Consider the following 21,923-nt stretch of genomic DNA (forward strand, 5'->3'; position numbering starts at 1 on the left):
GATTGCGTGTCCCTGCGCGCTTGACAAGAATTTCCTCATACACGGACGGAGGCTTATCTGGTAAACTGGTCGTTCTTTACATGTGATGGATTTTTAACACCGTGGAAACAGGAAAAATGGAGCTTTGCCAGGTAAATGCGCTTTATTTTGACTAGATAAGAATGTATGATATAACCCCTTGCCATATATGAAATTCCCTTAAATTGGTGCATAACTTAAACCAACACATTATGAAAAAATTACTGTTGTTAGCCGCTTTTTTACCGCTGATGGCTATAGCGCAGGACAAAGGCATGCATTTCGAACATGGCTCCTGGGCTGAAATAAAAGCCAAGGCCAAAGCAGAGAACAAGTACATTTTTGTAGACTGCTACACTACCTGGTGCGGCCCCTGCAAATACATGTCCGCCAACATTTTCCCACAGGAAAAAGTAGGGAACTTTATGAATGATAAATACCTCAACGTAAAGGTGCAGATGGACAAAACCGATAAGGACGGGGAAGACGTGAAAAAATGGTATGCCGATGCAGCGCAGATAGACAAGGACTACGGCATTCGTGCTTATCCTACCTTCCTCGTTTTTGCGCCCGACGGCCAGATCGTGGACCGGCAGGTAGGCGGTGCTGATGCGGACAGGTTCATCGAAAGATGTGCCGAATCCCTCGAGCCTTCCAAACAATATTATCCGCAGCTGGCGAAATATAAAAACGGCCAGAAAGACACGGCATTCCTGCGTAAGCTGGCCCTGCTCGCCCTGGATAAATACGATCAGGCCAACGCCAACGCCGTGGCCAAAGAATACATCAATCAGCAAAAAGACCTGTATACCCCTGTCAATATTGACTTTGTAGAGAAATTCACCCAGACCTCAAAAGATCCTGGCTTTGATATGTTCCTGCATCATGCAGACAAAGTGAATAAAGTACTGGGCGCCGGTAAAGCAGAAGCGAAAGTAATGGAGATCGCCGCCAAAGAAGAGGTGTTTTCCAAACTGCGGCCTAAGGAAGGTGCGCCGGACTGGGCGGGCATCGAAAAAAATGTGAAAGCCAAGTACCCTGCTATTGCTGAAGAACTGATACTGAAAACCAAGGTACAGTATTACAGCTATGTGAAAGATGCCGACAACGCGGTGGCTAACATTGTCGCCTATATGAAAAAGTACGGCCATAAAGCTGACCCGCAGGTACTGAACGAGTATGCATGGACCATCTTCGAGAAATGCAACGACCAGAAATGTATAGAGGAGGCGCTGGAGTGGAGCAAACGTTCTTTCAAAGACAATGAGTACCCCGCTTTCATGGATACCTATGCCAACCTGCTTTACAAAGCCGGTAAAAAAGCAGAAGCGCTGGCCTGGGAAGAGAAAGCCATGAACAAGGCAGAGGGAGACGAGAAAAAGAACTATGAGGCTACCCTGGAGAAAATGAAAAAAGGAGAGAAATACTGGAACTAAAGTCCATCTGGTATAAAAGTAAAGAAAGAGCCGTGCCTGTCAAAGGCGCGGCTTTTTTGTTTGTTATATCCGCACGGAAATGCCATTGCAGTAACAGGTTGTAGTTTCAATAGACGCAACACGACCAATATATTCCACGATCTTAAAACCGACATCCTGAAAAACCTTTAACCCAAAACCAAATACATGAAAAGACAATTTTTGATGCTCGCCCTTGCAGGGTGCGTTGTTGCCAGTTCCTGTGAAAAACGGGACTCCGCCGGCCAGCCCCGTAATTCTTCAGATGCCAAAACTACCCGTATTGAATTCACTGTTACAGATGGCATTACCGGCTTCGCTGTTCCGGGAGCTACCATCAGCGTTACATCTCCCGATGGAAAGGAAAGCCGGTTGACCGCCGGGAAAAACGGTGTGGTCTCATTTCCTGCTACAAAGGGAAGGTTCACCTTCGCAATAAAGGGGCAGGGGTACCAGTCCCTGGAAACCTATTTCTCCGGCGGCGAAGACTCGCTCATCCGCGCTGAGGTCCATCTGGACCCGCAGGCCAGTCCCACGGTAGCATCCGGGAGAAGTGCCGAAGACCCTCATACCATTACCATCAGCGGGTACTTAAGTGATGCAGAGGAACATGGGCCGCTGGCAGATGTGGAACTCAGTTTAGGCTCCCATACCGCCCGGACGGACGGCAGGGGATATTTCACGGCCAGTTTCCCTGTTGATGCGCTTAGCGCCGATTTATCCGTGAAACCAGCGACTATTATGCTCCGTGCTGCCAAGTCAGGTTATGTCAGCCATGTGCTGAAAAATTTCTACCTGATACCTGGGGCCTATACATTTAAAATAGCGCTTCGTAGCGCCGGTGCGATGACAGCTTCTGCCAATAGCAGAACAGGGGCTGAAGAGGTGGAATACCTGCGTCAGGGACTATTGGACAGAACAGCGGTAGAGTTGCAACAACGGGAGGAAGCCGCGGTTGCGGCCGAAAGTAATGCTGCAACGTATGCTAAAACAGCAGCATTAGCCTTGCCTTCCAGTATCCGGGTAGGGCTCAACTGCTCCTGTCTTACCTGTAGCTCTGTTCAGGTAATGAGCCTCGAATCTTATACCGCCTCAGGGCTGGACAATGAATGGATCTCCAGTTGGAAGGCGGCTTCGCTGCAGGCAGGTGCGGTGGCCTACCGTTCCTATGGAGCATGGCATGTGCTGCATCCGATCAGGTCCAACTACGATATTTCCAGCACGCCCTGTTCACAGGCGTGGGGCAGCCAAACCGCTTCCTCTACCATCAATGCAGCCAATGCTACCGCAGGCGTTTATTTGTCCAAGAGCGGCGCCATTTTCAGATCAGAATATTCTGCGGAAAACAATAACGCAGGTTGCGGCAACGGATACAGCGGCACCGGCAGCACGTGGCCCTGCATTTCCGACGCACGTTGTGCCGGACGGGCCACCAACGGTCACGGAAGAGGTATGTGCCAATGGGGCTCCAGCTTCTGGGCAAGCGATAAAGATTACCGGTGGATTCTGAATCATTATTATAATCCCGGAGGAGTGGTGGTGCAGTAGTGAAGATATCGCCACCGTTTATGGGCGGGTGATGAGGGGCATGGGTATTTTTTTGTTATATTTGGTCACGCACCGGTTGATGACCGGCCAGACCCGATATTACTAAAGTGTATATTCATTGTACCCAGGCAGCTCCATGAAATCAGTCGTATTCGTTGATACTGAAGTAACTCGCATTCCCCTCAAGGTATCGGATATTGGCGCCATTAAAAACAATGGCGCCACTTTTCATGCTGCTTCTCCCGGGGAGTTTGCCCATTTTATACAAGGCTGCGAATACGTGGTGGGACAAAATATTTTTCATCATGATCTCCGGTACATCCGCTCTGCAGTGGCCGGAGCGGCGATAATAGATACCCTGTACTGGTCACCATTGCTGTTTCCGGAAAAGCTGCATCACGCGTTGCTAAAAGATGAGAAATTAAAGGAAGGGGAGCTCAATAATCCCCTGGCGGATGCCATCAAAGCTAAAGAGCTCTTCGATAAAGAGACGCAGGCTTTCAGGGAACTCGATAACAAAATGCAGCAGCTTTTCTATCAACTGCTGGGCAATAACACCGGGTTTGGCGCTTTTTTTCAGTTCCTGGAATATCATGCTCCGGTGGAAATGGCAGTAGATAAGTTGGTGCAGGAAACATTCAACGGCCATATTTGTGCAGCGGCGGACCTGCGGCGATTAGTTGCGGAGCACCCTGTGGAACTGGCTTATGGTCTGGCGCTGGTGCGTGCCGGCAATAGCCTCCCGATTACGCCGCCATGGGTGCTGCTTCGTTTTCCCGCGGTGACCCGGGTGATGTACCTGTTGCGTGGCCGGCCATGCGTACATGGTTGTACCTATTGCAATCGGGCACAGGATCCGCTTCTTACCCTGCAACGCCGCTTCCTGCGCAATGAGTTTAGGGTATTCGATGGGGAGCCGCTCCAGGAAAAGGCGATGCGGGCTGCTATCCGGGGGGAATCTATCCTTGCTATATTTCCCACAGGGGGCGGAAAGTCCATCACTTTCCAGGTGCCGGCACTGATGGCGGGAGAAAACGTGCGGGGGCTCACCGTAGTGATATCTCCGCTGCAATCACTGATGAAGGACCAGGTGGATAAACTTGAAGAAGCACATATTACTGAAGCGGTTACGATCAACGGTTTACTTGACCCGGTGGAGAGGGCCAAATCCTTCGAACGGGTGGAAGACGGGAGTGCCTCGCTACTTTATATTTCACCGGAATCGCTGCGCTCCAAAACGATTGAGCGCCTGTTGCTCGGCCGGAAGATTGATCGCTTCGTGATCGACGAAGCACACTGCTTTTCCGCATGGGGACAGGATTTTCGGGTTGATTACCTCTATATCGGCGATTTCATCCGGGAGTTCCAGCGGAAAAGAGGGACTGAAGAAGCCATTCCTGTTTCCTGTTTTACGGCCACCGCCAAACAAAACGTGATAGCGGATATTCGTCACTATTTTAAAGAAAAGCTGGGTCTGGACCTGAAGTTGTTTCGTGCCGGCGGCGATAGGAAAAACCTGCAATTCATGGTGTGGTATAAACAGAGCGACCAGGAAAAGTACCAGATGCTACGCGACCTGATCGAAAATAAGCCATACCCGACGATAGTGTATACTACCCGGACAAAGACCACAGTCCAGCTCGCGGAGCGGCTGAGTAAAGACGGGTTCCAGGCATTGCCCTACCACGGCCGGATGGAACAGCATGAAAAGATCGCGAACCAGAATGCATTTATGCATGATGATGTGAAGGTGATGGTCGCGACTTCTGCTTTTGGAATGGGCGTAGATAAAAAAGATGTTAAGATGGTTATCCACTACGAAATTTCCGACTCGCTCGAAAACTACGTACAGGAAGCAGGAAGAGCCGGCCGGGATGAGCATCTGACAGCGGAGTGCCACGTACTGTTTTGCGAAACCGACCTTGACCGGCATTTCACTATGCTGAACCAATCCAAACTGCATATCCGTGAGATTGCTCAACTGTGGAAGGCGATGAAAGAATTAACCTACTATCGGCCCACTGTTTTTACCTCGCCCCTTGAATTGGCCCGTAAGGCAGGTTGGGATGAGAATGTACGTGACGTAGAGACGCGGGTGCTTACCGGTATAGCGGCACTGGAGGAAGCTGCCTATTTAAAACGGAAGCAGAATATGCCTAGAGTGTTCGCTAATAGTATCCTGTCGCGGTCCGCACAGGAGGCGATTGAACAGGTAAACCATTCGGCAAGGTTCGACGTGAAAGAGAAAGAATGGGCCGCCCGCATATTGCGCAATCTCTTTGGTAGTAAACACCGCCGCAGCCATATAAACGACGAAACAGAATCACGTATAGACTACTTGTCCGACCGCCTCGGTATTCGGAAGGAAGACGTGATACAGGTGGTGAACCTGTTGCGCGAGGAAAAAATATTAGCAGATGCCAAAGACCTGACCGCATTTGTACGAAGCCGTGACCATCGGAACCGTTCGCAAGCCATCGCAGAATCGTATGCCAGCCTTGAGAATTACCTTTTATCGGCGTTTAATGAAGAAGAACAGCTTTTGCATATGAAAAAGCTGAGTGAGGAGGCCGGCCTCAAAGGAATACCTGACGCGACGCCGGCGAGGATAAAAAAGTTGCTCAACTTGTGGGCGATCCGTGGCTGGATAAAAAGACAACACCAGGGGCATCACGGCCATCAGTTCACGGTACAGTGTATGATGCCGCAGGAGACATTGGAGCAGAAGCTTGAACAGCAGCACGTTCTCGCTTCGTTTATCATTCAGTACCTGTACGAAAAAGCGGCGCCGGATAAAACCCGCGAAGAGGTGCTGGTGGAGTTTTCGGTACAGGAGCTAAAAACGGCTTTTGAAAAGGTGCCACGACTCTTTCCCGTAACGGTTTCATCACAAGACATCGAAAATGCCTTGTTTTATCTCTCCCGGATCGAATCGATTAAAATGGAAGGCGGATTCCTGGTACTGTACAATCGTCTGTGTATCGAACGGTTGGAACTGGACAATAAACGACGCTATAAACAGGATGATTATAAGAAACTGCAGCAGTTTTATCATGGTAAGATGCAGCAGGTCCACATCGTCGGCGAATATGCCCGCCTGATGATAGAGGCTCCTGCACAGGCCCGGCAGTTTGTAGCCGATTATTTTGAGATGAACTATGCCTCTTTCATACAGAAATATTTCAAGGGCCACCGGCAACAGGAACTCAAACGGAACATCACCCCCGCCAAATACCGTCAGTTGATGGGAGAGCTCTCTCCCCAACAGCGCGAAATATTCGACGATGACAAGTCGCAGTACATTGTAGTAGCAGCCGGGCCGGGCAGCGGAAAGACTAAGCTATTGGCGCATAAGTTAGCTTCGCTGGTACTGATGGAGGATATTAAGTATGAGCAATTACTGATGGTGACATTTTCGCGCGCGGCTGCAACCGTGTTCAAACAGCGGCTCACTTCATTGATTCATAGTGCCGCCCGATTTATCGAAATCAAAACCTTCCACTCTTATTGTTTCGACCTGTTGGGAAAAATGGGAACGCTGGAAAAATCGGGGCAGGTCATCCGCGAGGCAGTGGAGAAAATAAAAAGCGGAGAAGTGGAAGCCAGCAGGATCACAAAAGCTGTGTTGGTGATAGATGAGGCGCAGGATATGGATGAACAGGAATTTGCGCTGGTAGAGGCCCTGCTGGAGCACAACGAAGACATGCGCGTGATTGCTGTCGGAGACGATGACCAGAATATTTATGCCTTCAGAGGCTCTAGCGCTGAATACCTGGAACGGCTACTTTCGCGGCAGGGAGCCGTAAAATATGAGCTGACGGAAAACTACCGCAGTTGCAGCAACCTGGTGGCGTTTGCGAACGCCTTTGCAGAAACGATCAGCCGGCGGCTGAAACAACGCCCGTTGACAGCTTATCAGCAGCATAACGGGGAACTCCGTATTACCCGCTATACCGGACGGCACCTCATTATGCCATTGGTAAATGACATCCTCCGGGCCGGGCTGAAAGGTACCACCTGCGTGCTGACCACCACCAACGAAGAGGCGATGCAGATCACTGGACTTCTACTTCGGAATAATATGCCGGCCCGGTTGATCCAGGATAATGAAGGATTCAGTTTGCTGAATCTGGCGGAAATGAATTTCTTTATGAGCTGCCTGTCAAAAGCGGAAGCTGACCACAGGATCTCCGATGAGAGCTGGGCCGAAGCCAAACATGCGCTGGTCCGCCATTATGGACGAAGCTTACATTACGATGCTTGTCTTGCGATGATCCATAGTTTTGAGCACGCCTATCCCCGTGTTAAATACCGCTCGGACCTGGAAGTGTTGCTGAAAGAATCCTCATTGGCCGATTTTTACCAGGAGGGGCAGAGGATCCTCGTCTCCACGATTCATAAAGCAAAAGGAAAAGAATTCGATAATACCTTTCTGCTGCTTGCCGGCGCCAGAGCCACCACAGATGAAGTGAAAAGGCAGCTGTTCGTGGGTATTACCAGGTCGCGGTATCATCTGAGCATTCATACAAATGATGTTACTTTCGATGGGCTTACGGCAGGACAACCATCGGTTGTCTTTGACGACCAGTCTTATACGGCACCACCTGAGATAGTCTGGTGTTTGTCTTATAAAGATGTTCATCTCGATTCTTTTATCTCTGAACAAGCGGCTATTGGAACGCTGGTAAGCGGAGATGAGCTGGGGGTATGCGATAACGGCTGCCAGACACCCGATGGCCGGCTGATAGTAAAGTTTTCAAGCAATTGCCTTGGTCGGATAAACGAATGGAAAGGGAAAGGATATTTTCCCAAAAAAGCGCGCATCAATTTTATCGTCCTTTGGAAAAAAGCGCAGCAGACGTTCCTGATCATTCTGCCCGAATTATTATTGGAAACCAGACCCGCTTCAAATCCGGTTTAAGAAATTGCCCAACGACTGCTCCGTTGGTAACCCGATCTTCTTCCTGATCCGGTACCGGCTCACCTCCACGCCCCGCACAGTGATATTGAGCAGTTGAGACACTTCCTTGGTCGTTAAATTCAGTTTGATATAAGTACACATTTTTAAATCCGTTTTGGTCAGCTGCGGATATTCTTTTTTTAACTTATTCAGAAAGCCATCGTTGAGCTCATCGAAATGCGCGGCAAACACGTCCCAGTTGGCGTTGATTTTTTCAGTGTCCCTGATCAGGTCCGTAATGCTTTTAATGTCATCTTCGCTGTTGAGCCGCGATACCTTTTCCTTGATTTTTGTCAGGGTGTCCGCTTTCTCCATCAGGTGCATGCTGGTATTGGCCAGTTCTTTTTTCTGCAGCAGCACTTCCTGTGCTAATTTCTCATTTTGAAGCTTGATGATCTCTTTTTCATTTTTCTCCAGCTCAAGGTGATGAATGTATTTGAGTCTTTTCTGTTCTTCCTCGAACTTTTGCCGTTGTACGAGCAGTTTATGCTTTTGGCGTTTTTGGATCAGGTACGCCAGGCCGGCGAAAAGGGCCAGGTAGCCCAGGATGGCCCAGATGGTTTTGTACCAGGGAGCTTTTATGGCAAAGCGGTAAGACATTACGGTTGATTCATGCTGTTGGTTATCGCGGGCTTTTACCTTAAAGGTGTAGGTGCCGTTGGACAGGTTGGTGTAGTCTTTTTCCGTTTTAGTATCCCAGGAAGACCATTCACGGTCGTATCCTTCCAACTGATAGCTGTATTCGATATGCTTGTGGGATTCATATGCAGGTGCGCTGTACTCAAAATGAAAGGCATTGTAAGCGGACGACAAGGAGGGTATTTCCCCGCTGCGTTTGTCCTGGTAGCCGCCATAGATGGTGCTGTCGGACTTTCCGGTGGTTTTAACCATCCCAAGGCGGACCGTTACGTTGGGTTGGGCCGCTGTATATTTTTTGTAATCAAGATGTATCAGCCCTTTTTCTGAGCCGATATAGATGTTTTCCCGGTTGTAGGGGTAGATATTCTCAAACCTGGATAGGAGTTGGCCCGCCAGCTCGGGGAAATAGGTAACCCTGGGCTGACTAACGTCGTCGGCCGGGGAGAAATGCACCACGCCTGTGCCTTTTTCGTTGCAAAACCATACATTTCCTTCCTTGTCTTCGGTGAGGTACAGCATTTTCATCTTCCCGAAAACAGCAGCCAGAAAGCGGGAAGGAGAAAACCGGTTAGTGTGGGCATCAAACTCATAAAGCCCGCTGGTGGTGGCATACAGCACCCGGCCTTTTATTTTGAAAACAAAATTGTTTAAAGCCGATGGCAGTCCGTCCCCTGTGGTGTACAGGTGCGTGGTATATTTCTTTTTGTCCGGTGATAAGCTGAAACGGTAAATGCCACGATAGGGATGGGAGGCCCAGATATCGCCGTTGTTGTCCTGCGCCATAAAGCGATAAGAGTCGGGAACACCTTCTATTTTGCCTTCGTCCCTGAAGCGGTTGTCTTCAAAACGGAGCCGTTTCAGGCCGTTATAGGTGCCGACAACGATATCCTGCACCGGATAGACGGATGACAGGGGCAGGAAATACCAGCTGCCATCGCCACCGGAAATCAGCCGGGCATCGTTTCCCTGTATGTCATAGGCGCCGATGTCATTGCCAAACAGCAGCTGGCCATTGATCTCATGGAGGTTCCAGGCTTCGCGGTTTTCCGTGTTTTTCACCAGTGCGAAGTCATTTTTGGTAAGATGAGCGGTGTTGTTGTCTGGCAACCCGGCGCTGTATAACCCGTTGGACGTACCCACATATAACCTGTTGTGGAAAATCCGTGTGGTGTAAGTGGGCAGGTTATTGGCTTTGCCAATCTGTAGGTACCGGATACCGGAATTGTAATTGATATAACTGATGCCACTGTTAAGACCTGTCCACAGATTTTTATCGGCATCCATAAAAACGCTGAGGGCATTATTATGCTGAAGGCCCTGTTCATCAGAAAAATGCTCGCACCACTTTTTTGTGATATTCACCACCAGGCAACCGCCGGCGGAGGAGGCCATGACGAATTCATCATCATTTATTTTCGTGGCGGAATTGATATACAGATCGTGTTGCGGATTGTTTTGTTGCAGGGAAATGGTACCATTTTGTAATAAAAAAGTGCCGTTTGTTCTGGTGATGATGAAAATACTATCTTTTCTCATTTGGAACATGCCGGCAATGAGTACACCTGCCAGTTTTTTGCCTTCATTAACAGGCGTCCATTGGGAGTCATTCAGCTGAAGCATGCCGGCATTGCGGTCGGCTGCGTAGATCCGGTCACCGGCACGTGCCATAAACGTCCATTGGGAGCCAGGCAGGTGAACGCGAACGGACTGACCGTTATATTCAAAGATACGGTCATGAGCCTGGAAGAAAACCTTGTTACCCAGGAAGGCGATATGCCACACATCGGCAAATCGCTGATGGGACTGCGGAATTTTGTTTTTGAGGGAAGTGTAGGTCAAAATGCCATTGAGGCCGGGAGAGAAGTACCCTATTTCATCCTGGCCGCCCACGTAGATTTTCCCGTCGTCATTGATGGCGAGGCACCATATAACGGTATTATTGGGCAGCGGGTACAATTTCCAGTGACTGCCATCAAAGCTTAACAAACCTTCGTTGTTGGCAAAATACATGACTTTTTGTTTGTCTTGCCCGATGTCCCAGTTCTGGCTGCCGCTGTGATAGTCAAATTTGGTGTAGTTGATAACAGCAGGAATACCGGTTCCGTTTTGTGCGTAAACAGCATGACCGCCAGTTGACAACAGCCCCATAAACAACAGGATATTAAGCAGTATCTTATTCATATAAGAGCCCCCACACGTGGATGTAGTAGTATTGTAGTAGTCCGTTTGCCCATAAAAATAGAGAATTACGGGATAAGACGTAGTAATGAAGTAGTGTTTTCTGCCTGTTTTCTGACGGGCTGCCCTACTTTTGTTTTTCCACGATCCACATTTCAGGAATGAAGCCAAAATTTAAATTTTACGTATGAAAAAAAAGTTCTCCAGAATTTTTCTCCTCCTTGTACTGTCTGTCATCGTCCATTTTACTGCCAACGCCCAAAACAAAATTGTAAAAGGCATCGTGACGGATGACAAAAATGCAGCGGTCATTGGCGCCTCCGTTGGGGTAAAAGGTACGGTAATCGGTACCTCCACGAATGAAGCGGGAGGATTTACCTTGTCTGTGCCTCCGGGCGCAGACTCTATTGTTGTATCGGCAATAGGTTTTAACAGGCAGGTGGTCGCCATCGCCGGCACGGTGATCAATGTCCAGCTGGAGCCCTCCAGGACCAAACTGGATGAGGTGATAGTCGTCGGTTATGGTACGCAGAAAAAAGCCGACCTCACTGCGCCGATCACTACGGTAAACACGGAAAATATGCTGAAGCGGACCACGGCCACGCCCATGGAAGCGCTGCAGGGAAGTGTGCCTGGCGTACAGGTCGTTACCAGCGGCGCCCCGGGCAGTTCCCCCAATGTACGCATCAGGGGCGTAGGATCGTTTAATAATGAAAATCCGCTATACGTGGTGGATGGAATGTTTGTGAATGACATCAGCTTTCTGAACCCTAACGATATTGCCGACATGTCCATCCTGAAGGATGCGTCGGGCGCCGCCATCTATGGCGTACGTGCCGCGAACGGCGTGGTGCTCATCACCACCAAAAAAGGAAAAACGAATATGAAGACCCGTGTCACCTACACCGGGTATGTGGGCGTACAGAAGCCAACGAATGTATTGAAAATGGCCAACGGGCAACAATATACTTCCTTTTCCCTGCAGAGAGGATCGGTGGCCGATAGCGGCACCGTGTTGTTATCTTCTCAGAAATACGGCGGCAGCGGCCTGAATCCCACTACCAGCACGGACTGGTACGATGTTATATTAAGGAAAAGCGCCATGCTGACCAACCACGGAATTGATGTGCAGGGCGGAAGTGAGAAGATCACCTACTCCATGGGGCTCAACTACACCTACCAGAATGGTATTTTAAATGCGCTGAACAATTTCAAAAGGTACAACGGACGGCTGCAGCTGGAAGCCCGGGCTTTCCCCTGGCTGAAAGTAGGCTTCTCCGCCATCTTTAATAACTCCGTTACTTTCAATCCCAATAATGCCGCCTTCCTGGACGCTTATACGGCCTCTCCGCTGTTCCCGGTGTATGACAGCACCAACGTCAACGCGTTCCCGGTGAAATTCACCGCCCCTTCGGTGATAGGAAGGTCTGACGATAAAAACCCGATGGCCTCCGCGTATTATAATTATGACCGGTCGAAGGCATTTCAGATCTTGCCGACTTTATACGCGGAAGCAGGCTTCTGGGAAAATAAAATCACCTTCCGGTCGCAGTTGAGCCAGGTGTATGGCTCCCTGCTCGGCACAAAATACCGGCCGGAAATGAACCTGGGCCCCGGTGCCGGTTCCACCGTATCTCACCTCACCTCCATCCAGGAGCGCACTACTAATTACATATTAGATAACCTGCTGACCTATAAAGACGGTAAAGGCGCCCACCACTGGAGCCTGTTGCTGGGACAGTCCACCAGGGAAGAACGCTGGCGCCAGACACGGACCGAAGCCGATAATGTTCCCAATGTGGAAGAATCCTGGTATACCGGCCAGTATACGTCCAGTGCCACTTATTATGGAGAGAATGGTACCCGTAATGCAGGACTTTCTTACTTTACCAGGGCTACCTACGACTTCGATAATAAATACCTGCTCACGGCCACTTTCCGCGCCGACGGCAGCTCCAAGTACCAGACCAAATGGGGTTATTTCCCTTCTGTTGGCCTTGGATGGGTACTGAGCAGGGAAGGTTTTATGAAGAACCAGAAAATTTTTGATTTCTTAAAAATCAGGGGCAGCTGGGGACGGCTGGGTAATGACGGGGTGAACAGCAACGCCGGTTATGCCATCGTGAAAACCGGCAACAGCAATTCCGCGGTCTTTGGCAGCACCGCCGGCGCTAACGGACTGTACGTGCCGGGTTACACCGTAGACCGGTTTTTTACAGATGTTACCTGGGAAGTAGTGACGGAGTGGGACGGTGGTATCGATTTTGAAATGTTTAAGGGCAAACTAAAAGGTTCCGTTGACTACTACAACAGGAAAACGACCAGGGCTGCATTCTACCGGCCGTTCTCCTTTACTTACCGCACCGTTTACGGCAACTGGGCTGATATGGTGAACAGCGGCTGGGACATCGCCCTGAACTGGAGCGATAAAATCGGCCAGGTAGGATACCAGATCGGCGGCAACGTGTCCACGTTGAAAAACAAGGTCACCAGTTTGGGCACATTGCCCAGCTCTACGAGCGGCTTCCCTGAATGGACAGCGGAATTCCCCAACCGGATACTGGTAGGTGAGCCCATCAATTATTTCTACGGTTATGAATTCACCGGCGTTTACCAGACCCAACAGGAGATCGATGGCGACCCGATAGCGAAACACTACAACCAGGGGGCCTCATCGCCGATTGTGCCCGGATTCCCGAAATATAAAGATCAGAATGGCGACGGTGTCCTCGATGATAAAGACCGTATCAATATGGGCAGCTATCTCCCTAAATTCACCTACGGCTTTAACATAGCGCTGAACTATAAACAATTTGACTTCAGCGTAGCTTTCCAGGGCGTGTCGGGCAATAAAATATTTAATCTGAACAGGGGGCGGCTGTACAAAGCGTCCACGTCTTTAAACATCGATGAAAAATTTGCCAGCAGCCTCTGGACTGGTCCCGGCTCTACGAATGCTTACCCTTCTGCCTATGCGTTGGGACAGGGGTGGTTTAAAGTAAGCAACTCCTTCTTTGTAGAGAGCGGCGCTTATCTGCGGGTACAAAATATACAGCTGGGTTATAACTTTAAGGTGGGCAAACAGTCGCCCATTGGTATGAGGGTATTCGCCACTGCCGACAGGCCGTTTATGTTTACCCGTTACAATGGCTTTACACCGGAAGTAGGTACTTATACCGGCAATGGCGCTTCGGTTTCCGGTTACGATGCCAATGTGTACCCGGTTTCCTCCACTTATAGCTTAGGCGTTACCGCTACTTTTTAAGGAAATGTTTCCCGTCAACAAAAAATGAAATCATGAGAAGTTATATATCCATCTCTTTCCTGGCAATACTGATAGCTACGGGCTGTTCCAAATTTTTAGACCGCCCGCAGGAAAACCAGGCACAATCTTCCAGCATCAATTACGCTGATTTATCACTGATGTACCAGCCGGTATCGGGCGTGTACAGGACTGCGGCCAGCGGCACCTTTGCAAAATGGATCAGCGTCGCCATCCGGTCTGCGCACAGCGACGACGTGGCGCCGGGCAATGACGACGCCGGACAGGTGTCCATTCATAACTTCAAAAGTGATGTCACCGTAAAAAGTTACTGGGGCATCAACGATATGTGGATCAGTATGTATGCCGTAGTGCTGGCATCGAACAGCGCGCTGGCCGAACTGGACAAATTTGGTAAAAACATTCCCGCCAACGACGCGGAAAAAATGAAGCTGCTGACCCGGTACCAGGCGGAAGTCCGCTTCTATAGGGCGCTGGCACACTTCTGGCTTTGCAGGACCTATGGCGCGGTGCCTATCCTTGGCATAGAAAGCAATGACCCCGCCAGCTTCGGAGAAGCCAGCAAAAGCAGCGTGGAGGAGGTAAAGAAACACGTCATCTCCGAAATGGATTTCTGTATTGCCAACCTGGAAGATGCCCGGCCTAATGCCGCCAACCATATCGGCGGGGTGACGAAATACACGGCCCTGATGCTGAAAGCGAAAGCCGCTATGGACCTGGCGGGTAACAACAACGGTAGCCCTTATTGGGACGTAGTGTTGGATTGCACCAACCAGATCGTGAACAGTGGTAAATTTTCACTGTTCAGCGATTACTACCAGCTCTTTAAAAAGCCCGGTAAGTTATGCGACGAATCCATCCTCGAATTACAATATTCCGATTTCGGAAAATCTACCGGGGATGTCGTTATCTCCGGCGGCCCGGGCGAAGAATGGGGCAACTTCTTTTTCTTCCAGGGACCTGAAAATACCTACAGTCCTGTCATCACAGGCCCGGGTTGGATGGTGCCCACCCAGAAAGCCGTCGATTTCCTGACATCACGTAACGACAGCATCCGGCTGAAAACCACGATCCAGTACTGTGGTGTGAACGGCGCTCCCGGCACTTATGCCGTAACGCCTGACGGGGATACCATTTCCGGCAATGCGTCCAGGAAAAAGTACTTTAACGGGAAAGCCTATTCTCCCCGCTCCCAGATGACGCCCGGCAGAATCGATTATTATGGCGCCAATAATAATGTGCGTATCATGCGTTATGCAGAAGTGCTGCTCATGAATGCGGAAGCCAAAATCCGTAAAGGACAGAACGGGGACGCGCCTGTCAACCTGGTCAGAAACAGGGTGAAGCTGGCGTCTATCGCCAATGTTACGCTGCAGCAAGTGCTGGACGAGCGCCATGCGGAACTGATCTGCGAATGGTGGGGCGAGCGGTTCAACGACCTGGTGAGGACCGATCAGGCAGCCTCCGTACTGCCGGGTTTTGTAAAGGGACAGAGTGAATATATCCCCATCCCGCAGGCGCAGGAGGATGTCAACCCAAGACTTAAATAGTGTATAATAATATAAACCGGTAAACGATATTTTAGGGAGATGAAAAAAAGTATTTATTGTCTTTTGCTGATAGCGGCCAGCTGCTGCTATATGGCCGATGCACAGGCCCAAACCATCAAGCGCCACAAAAAATGGCGACTGGCCTGGAGTGATGAATTTAATGGCAGCGGACTGCCCGACAGCAGCAAATGGGGGTACCAGACCGGCCGGTCCGGCTGGGGCAACAACGAGCTGCAGTTTTATACCGCCGCGGACACCAGTAATGCCAAAGTAGAAAACGGCAGGCTGTACATTACGGCCAGAAATAATGGCAGCGGCGACCGTCAATACACTTCCGCCCGGATGATCACCAAAAACAAAGGCGACTGGCGATACGGAAAGCTGGAGGTGAGGGCCAAGTTGCCCGGCGGCAGAGGGCTCTGGCCTGCCATCTGGATGCTGTCTGCCGGCAATAAGTACGGCGGCTGGCCGGAAAGCGGCGAGATCGATGTGATGGAACATGTGGGGTATATGAAAGACAGTATCTTCGGCAGCCTGCACAGCAAGACCTACAACCATATTATCGGTACCCAGAAAACAAAAGGTGTTTTTATTAAGCGCCCATACGATAAGTTTCATGTGTATGCCATTGAGTGGACACCGGACCATATCACCTTCCTGCTGAACAGGAAGGTGTATTACCAGGTGGCCAATGAACACAAAGGGCATGAGGGATGGCCGTTTGACCAGCCGTTTTACCTGTTGCTCAACGTAGCTGTAGGGGGCAACTGGGGCGGAAAGGAAGGGGTGGATGAAACCGTGTTCCCGGCAGCCATGCAGGTGGACTATGTACGGATGTACGATTACGTGGAATAGCCGTACAGCCACGCAGTGAAGAATATATACGTTTCCATAGTGCATGAAACTATGTAATTGTATATATTACTGACATTCTTTAATAAACATCCAATAACATGAGACAGGTAAAAGTAGCCCTCCTGGGCGCCGGATTTATTGCAGATATCCACATGGAAAGTTATAGCCGGTTTGTACCGGAAGCGGAAATAGTGGCGGTGTATGCGCGTAACGCGGAAAAAGCGCAGGCTTTTGCTGCGAAACATCATATCGCTCAATCCTTTTCTTCTATTGATGAGCTGATCAAAAATGCAGACTTTGATGTGGTGGACATCTGCCTCCCTAATTTCCTGCACAAGGAGGCAACCCTAAAAGCCGCTGCTGCCGGTAAGCACATTATCATCGAAAAGCCGCTGGCGGTGACGCTGGAAGAGGCGGACGAGATGATTGCTGCCTGTGAGAAAGCCAACGTGAAACTGATGTATGCGGAAGAGCTTTGTTTTGCGCCCAAATACGAGCGGGCCCGGGCATTGGTGGAAGAAGGCGGCGTAGGTGACATCTACATGTTGAAACAGTCAGAGAAACATTCCGGTCCGCATTCCGATTGGTTTTATGACGTGAACCAGTCCGGCGGCGGCGTGCTGATGGACATGGGCTGCCATGGCATCGAATGGTTCAGGTGGATGCTGAAAAACCGGAAAGCCCTGAGTGTGACAGCCTCGATGAGTACCGTGTTTCACAAGGAAAGAACAAAAGGAGAGGATAATTCTATCATCATCATCGAATTCGAAGGCGGCGTGACCGGCGTGGTGGAAAACTCATGGGCCAAACACGGCGGTATGGACGATCGCAGCGAAATTTACGGTACCGGCGGCGTAGCCTATGCCGACCTGTTCATCGGCAACTCGGTACTGGCGTATAGCCGGAACGGTTATGGCTATGCCATGGAAAAAACCGACACCACCGTAGGCTGGAGTTTCTGCATATTCGAAGAGGCTTTCAACCAGGGATATCCGCAGGAGCTAAAGCACTTTATTGATTGCGTGATACATGATCGTGAGCCGCTGGTAACCGGTAAAGATGGCCGTGCAGTCCTGGAGATTATTTACGCCGCTTATGCATCCGCGGGGCAGGGTAAAAAGATCATGCTCCCGTTTGCACCGAAGGTGGAAAAACCTATCGATTTATGGTTGAATCCATAGGTCATCATTAAAAAAATGGCAACCTTGAAAGTAAAGATTTATAGCACCTACGAGGCGCTTTCTGAAAAAGTGGCCGAACAGGTGATACAGCTGATGGCTGCCAGTGATAAACCCCTGCTTTGTCCCGCCTCCGGCGATACGCCTGCCGGCTTATACAAAGTGCTGGCGGAAAGATATCGGCAACAGCCCGGTAATATCGCCTGCTGGCGTTATGTGGGACTGGACGAATGGGTAGGGCTCAACGGAACTGATCAGGGGAGCTGCCGGTATTCCATTGATAAAACATTGTTTCAGCCATTGCAGGTGAGCGAAGAAAATATCTGCTTTTTTGATGGCCGTTCTGCCGACCTCCCGCAGGAGTGCGAAGTGGCAGAGCGGTTCATCAAAGCGCAGGGCGGTATCGATGTGGCCATCCTGGGCCTGGGAATGAACGGGCATATCGCCATGAACGAACCCGGTTCTGCGATAGATGGCCGGACGCAGGTGGTAGCGCTGCACCCCGTGACCAAACAGGTAGGCCAGAAATACTTTCAGCAGCACCTTGAGCTGGAAGAAGGAATTACACTGGGCATGGGCACCTTACTCGAAAGCAGGCATATTATTCTGATGGTAAGCGGTAAACACAAAGCCTGTATTGTCCGCAAACTGCTGGAAGGACCCGTTACCAGCGAAGTGCCGGGAAGCTTGCTGCGGCAGCATCCGGCGGTAACGATCTTTCTGGATGAAGATGCCGCTTCCGGTCTTCAGCAACGATAAGCAGAATAACAATGAAATAAACTTTTGTGTATGGCCGAAAAAAAAGATGCCGTTACGCACTTTGATGCTATTGTTGTAGGCAGTGGCATCAGTGGGGGATGGGCAGCCAAAGAACTGTGTGAAAAAGGACTGAAAACGCTGGTGTTGGAGCGGGGCAGGAATGTAGAACATATCAAAGACTATCCTACTGCCAGCACGCCGGTGTGGGAATTTAAGTACCGGGGCGCTTTGCCGAAATCAGTGCTGGACGCCAATCCTCTCATCAGCAGGGCTGCTGGTTATGATGCCACTACCGCGCACTTTTTTGTAAAAGATGCGGATCACCCGTATATACAGGAGAAACCTTTCGAATGGATACGGGGATACCAGATAGGCGGTAAATCACTGATATGGGGAAGGGCGTGTGCCCGTTGGAGTGAGATGGATTTTACCGCGCCCCACCGCTACGGCTACGGCATTGAATGGCCCGTGGGGTATGATGACATCGCTCCGTGGTACAGCCATGTGGAGAAATTCATTGGCATATGCGGTAACAAGGATGGTATAGACACGATGCCGGATGGGGAGTTCCAGCCTGCATTTGAACTGAATTGCGTGGAACAGCATCTGAAAGACGTGCTGGCGGAAAAGTTCAATCGGCACTACGTGTCCGGTAGATGGGCGCAGGTGACGCAGCCCCAGGAAATCCATAAAGCGCAGCACCGTCAATGCCTGAGCCGGAACCTTTGTATGCGCGGCTGCCCGCTGGGTGGCTATTTCAGCTCCAATGCCGCTACGCTGCCGTGGGCGGAGAAAACCGGCAACCTGACCATCCGGCCTTTTTCGGTGGTGCATTCCGTTATTTATGATGAGCCGTCAGGCAAAGCCACCGGCGTAAAAGTGATCGACGCCAACACAAAAGAAGAGATCATTTATCACGCGAAAATTATTTTCCTGAATGCGTCTGCTTTAAATACCAATCTTATATTACTCAACTCTACGTCTAAACGTTTTCCGAACGGATTGGGCAACGACAACGGTTTGTTGGGTAAGTTTATCTGTTTTCATAACTACCGCGCGTCTGTCAGCGGTGAATTTGATGGCTTTGAAGATAAATACTATAAGGTATCGAAACCCTCGGAGTGTATTATGCCTAATTTCAGGAACGTCTATCAGCAGGATACGGATTTTGTGGGCGGTTATGTGATTTTCAGCGCTGCCTACCGGCAGAAATTGAATGGTGAAAACGTTGAGGCCCCGTTGGGAGCTGCTTTGAAGGAGGCTGTCAGCCAGCCCGGCAAATGGGGCGCCTACATGTATATGCAGGGCGAAACCATTCCCAAGGAAAATAATCATGTAAGACTGAGCAAAGATACAAAAGATGAATGGGGCATTCCGTTACTGATCACCTCCGTAGATTATGATGACAACGACGACAAGATGGTAAAGGATTTTATAGAACAGGGAACGGCCATGATGACTGCGGCGGGCGCGAAGAACATCGTTGTGAACGACAACCGTCAGCCTCCCGGGCTGGACATTCATGAGATGGGCGGAGTGCGCATGGGCAAGGACCCGGCTAGTTCATTGCTTAATGAATGGAACCAGTTGCATCATTGTAAAAACGTGTTTGTCACCGACGGCGCCTGTATGACCAGCACCGGTAATCAAAGCCCTTCAATTCTGTATATGTCGTTGACCGCCAGGGCTGCTAACTATGCCGTGGAACAACTAAAAAAAGGAGCGTTGTAGATAGTATGCAGGAAACTGATAAAAACAACCGGCGTGCCCGATGATTATCACGGGTGTGGACGATAACAGGGATATAAAAGCCGGCGGGAATGTGTAATCCCCGCCGGCTTTTCTTATGCCTGACAGGTTTATTTCAGGTCTACCGGCACTAATACCAGTGGTGTCGGTAAACAGGAGGCTCCCGGCGGAGAGTAGGTGAAGTGTGCTTTCTGTATACCCCCTCCGGCGGATGGCGTAAATATCTGAACGAGGATAGCTTCCGGTGCTTTGGTGGTGACCAGTTGATTGCTGGGCAACTGGATAATGCCTTCTTTGAATTTGCCGCCGCTGACGATCATGGAGTTGGCCATACCGCCGCACCATTGGCTGTTGTCGCCATGCGGGTTCCATGTTACGAGCGCGAGCGCTTTTCCGTCTGTACTTTTCCACGACAGTTCTATGTTATAAAGAACGCCATAGTTGCCGGCCAAACTTTTCAGTTCGCCGGTAGAAGCTTCCTTTCCGATCACCCAGGGATCTTTTTTACCGTCGGCCACCAGTAGTTGTGTCATACCGTTTCGGGTGTCGAGGGTATCGTCCACGATGATACGATAATTGCTGACGCCATAGGTGCCGCGGCCTGCGCCTGCGTACTGTTTGGTGTCCAGCGGGCTTTTTATGCGGGCGGATGCTATCGTGGCGGGTGTTTTCATGTCCGTCTGCACAATGCTGATCTCGCCGGGTTGATCGATGACAAATTCGTAGAACCCATGTACCAGCTCATCATACTTTACTACCGCTTTATCCTGTTTGGGGTCCAGGCAGAGGGAGGCGCCGGGTTTCACTTCACGGGCCACCGTTTCCGGTTGTGAGCTGAAGAAGTCCGCCAATCCCTGTTTACCGGCAAAGAAATAATTCGTGGTGGGTTTTTGGGAAGAGTATTTCAGCATACGGATATGCATGGGCTGACTTCCCGTGTTTTTAATCACTGCCGCTATTTTACGGTCCATTTTCTCCGGTTGCTGTACGCCGTTTACATTGTACAGATACAGCCTTACCGATCCTGGTTGTACCGGTTCTCTCAGCGCTACGCCTTCGGGTACACGAATATACTCCGGGTCGTCTGAAATCAGGTACTGGGGACCGGGCAGCACAATTTTCTGATAGGAGAGCGACGGTATCTGTCCGCTGAGCAAGCCGGGCACCTGCATGATATGTCCTTGTGCAGTATGCGTAATTACATCGTTCAGGGCGGTGGTCATCTGCTGTGCGTGCGACAGGAAGCCCGTTATCAGGGCACAGCCGACGAGTAAAGTCTTTCTGCGTGTAGGGAAGATGTTCATATTGGTTACGATAATATATAATTAATATTATTTTCAATTAAAACAAACTTAATAAAATAATTTAAAAAATAATAGAAGATGATGATGAATGGTGGTGAAGACACGCAAGAGTGCGTACTATAGGGTGTTAGCATATTGTTGGATCAACCCATTTGCCCGCGCTGCCGGCAATATCGATTTTGCTTAGAATGCCTGCTGAATAGGTGTTTATATTATGTCAACCGGGTTGTCTTCGTAGAAAATAACATTAATAAAATTATTTAGTATTTGTTTCTTTGTAATTAAATTTATTATAAATTGTCGGTCATAAATAAAATAATTTAAAAAGAAATCAGCCAAAAGTAGCGGATAGGCCCGGCCATGGAGCGCAAAACATCGGCGGCATTGCATAAAGTCAGTAATGGCACCCTATACATAAAACGCTACTAGATAACATTTTGCCAGCGGA

General features: G+C 49.9%; 11 protein-coding genes. 9 read left to right on the top strand and 2 right to left on the bottom strand.

From position 1 onward, the window contains the following. Positions 1-230: 230 nt before the first annotated feature. The 3 genes from B5D63_RS28440 (at position 231) to B5D63_RS28450 (ending at position 7,941) form a co-directional block, all read left to right on the top strand. Positions 231-1,454, top strand: coding sequence for a thioredoxin family protein (locus tag B5D63_RS28440; protein ID WP_078672250.1), 1,224 nt, complete (start codon positions 231-233; stop codon positions 1,452-1,454). 186 nt (positions 1,455-1,640) lie between these two features. After that, entirely contained in the window at positions 1,641-3,020 is a 1,380-nt protein-coding gene (locus B5D63_RS28445; RefSeq protein ID WP_078672251.1) for a SpoIID/LytB domain-containing protein, read from the top strand. A gap of 136 nt (positions 3,021-3,156) precedes the next feature. Beyond that, entirely contained in the window at positions 3,157-7,941 is a 4,785-nt protein-coding gene (locus tag B5D63_RS28450) for a RecQ family ATP-dependent DNA helicase (RefSeq protein ID WP_078672252.1), read from the top strand. Here the strand turns inward: B5D63_RS28450 and B5D63_RS28455 are convergent. Next, positions 7,927-10,800, bottom strand: a complete 2,874-nt coding sequence (locus B5D63_RS28455; RefSeq protein ID WP_143313143.1) for a ligand-binding sensor domain-containing protein — start codon at positions 10,798-10,800, stop codon at positions 7,927-7,929. The genes B5D63_RS28450 and B5D63_RS28455 overlap by 15 nt on opposite strands. A gap of 184 nt (positions 10,801-10,984) precedes the next feature. On the opposite strand from B5D63_RS28455, the gene B5D63_RS28460 reads away from it, so the two are divergent. The 6 genes from B5D63_RS28460 to B5D63_RS28485 all read left to right on the top strand — a co-directional run bounded on the left by B5D63_RS28460 (position 10,985) and on the right by B5D63_RS28485 (position 20,153). Continuing rightward, positions 10,985-14,062 carry a SusC/RagA family TonB-linked outer membrane protein gene (locus B5D63_RS28460; RefSeq protein ID WP_078672254.1) on the top strand — a complete coding sequence of 1,026 codons (3,078 nt, stop codon included), beginning with the start codon at positions 10,985-10,987 and terminating at the stop codon, positions 14,060-14,062. Positions 14,063-14,094: 32 nt separating this feature from the next. Further along, on the top strand, positions 14,095-15,630 hold the full coding sequence (locus tag B5D63_RS28465; protein ID WP_078672255.1) for a RagB/SusD family nutrient uptake outer membrane protein: 1,536 nt from the start codon (positions 14,095-14,097) through the stop codon (positions 15,628-15,630). Positions 15,631-15,669: 39 nt separating this feature from the next. Further along, positions 15,670-16,485: a glycoside hydrolase family 16 protein gene (locus tag B5D63_RS28470; RefSeq protein WP_078672256.1), complete on the top strand. Its 816-nt coding sequence runs from the start codon at positions 15,670-15,672 to the stop codon at positions 16,483-16,485. A gap of 98 nt (positions 16,486-16,583) precedes the next feature. Then, positions 16,584-17,666 (top strand): Gfo/Idh/MocA family protein, encoded by a 1,083-nt coding sequence (locus B5D63_RS28475; protein WP_078672257.1) that lies wholly within the window; start codon positions 16,584-16,586, stop codon positions 17,664-17,666. 24 nt (positions 17,667-17,690) lie between these two features. Beyond that, a complete protein-coding gene (locus tag B5D63_RS28480; RefSeq protein WP_159456201.1) occupies positions 17,691-18,422 on the top strand; it encodes a glucosamine-6-phosphate deaminase in 732 nt (243 codons plus the stop codon). A 30-nt stretch (positions 18,423-18,452) separates the two neighbouring features. After that, positions 18,453-20,153, top strand: a complete 1,701-nt coding sequence (locus B5D63_RS28485) for a GMC oxidoreductase (protein WP_078672259.1) — start codon at positions 18,453-18,455, stop codon at positions 20,151-20,153. 128 nt (positions 20,154-20,281) lie between these two features. On the opposite strand, the gene B5D63_RS28490 is transcribed toward B5D63_RS28485, so the two are convergent. Next, entirely contained in the window at positions 20,282-21,475 is a 1,194-nt protein-coding gene (locus B5D63_RS28490) for a copper amine oxidase (RefSeq protein ID WP_078672260.1), read from the bottom strand. Between the last annotated feature and the right edge of the window lie 448 nt (positions 21,476-21,923).

Origin of the sequence: Chitinophaga eiseniae (assembly GCF_900167135.1) — a bacterium.
Lineage (GTDB): Bacteria > Bacteroidota > Bacteroidia > Chitinophagales > Chitinophagaceae > Chitinophaga > Chitinophaga eiseniae.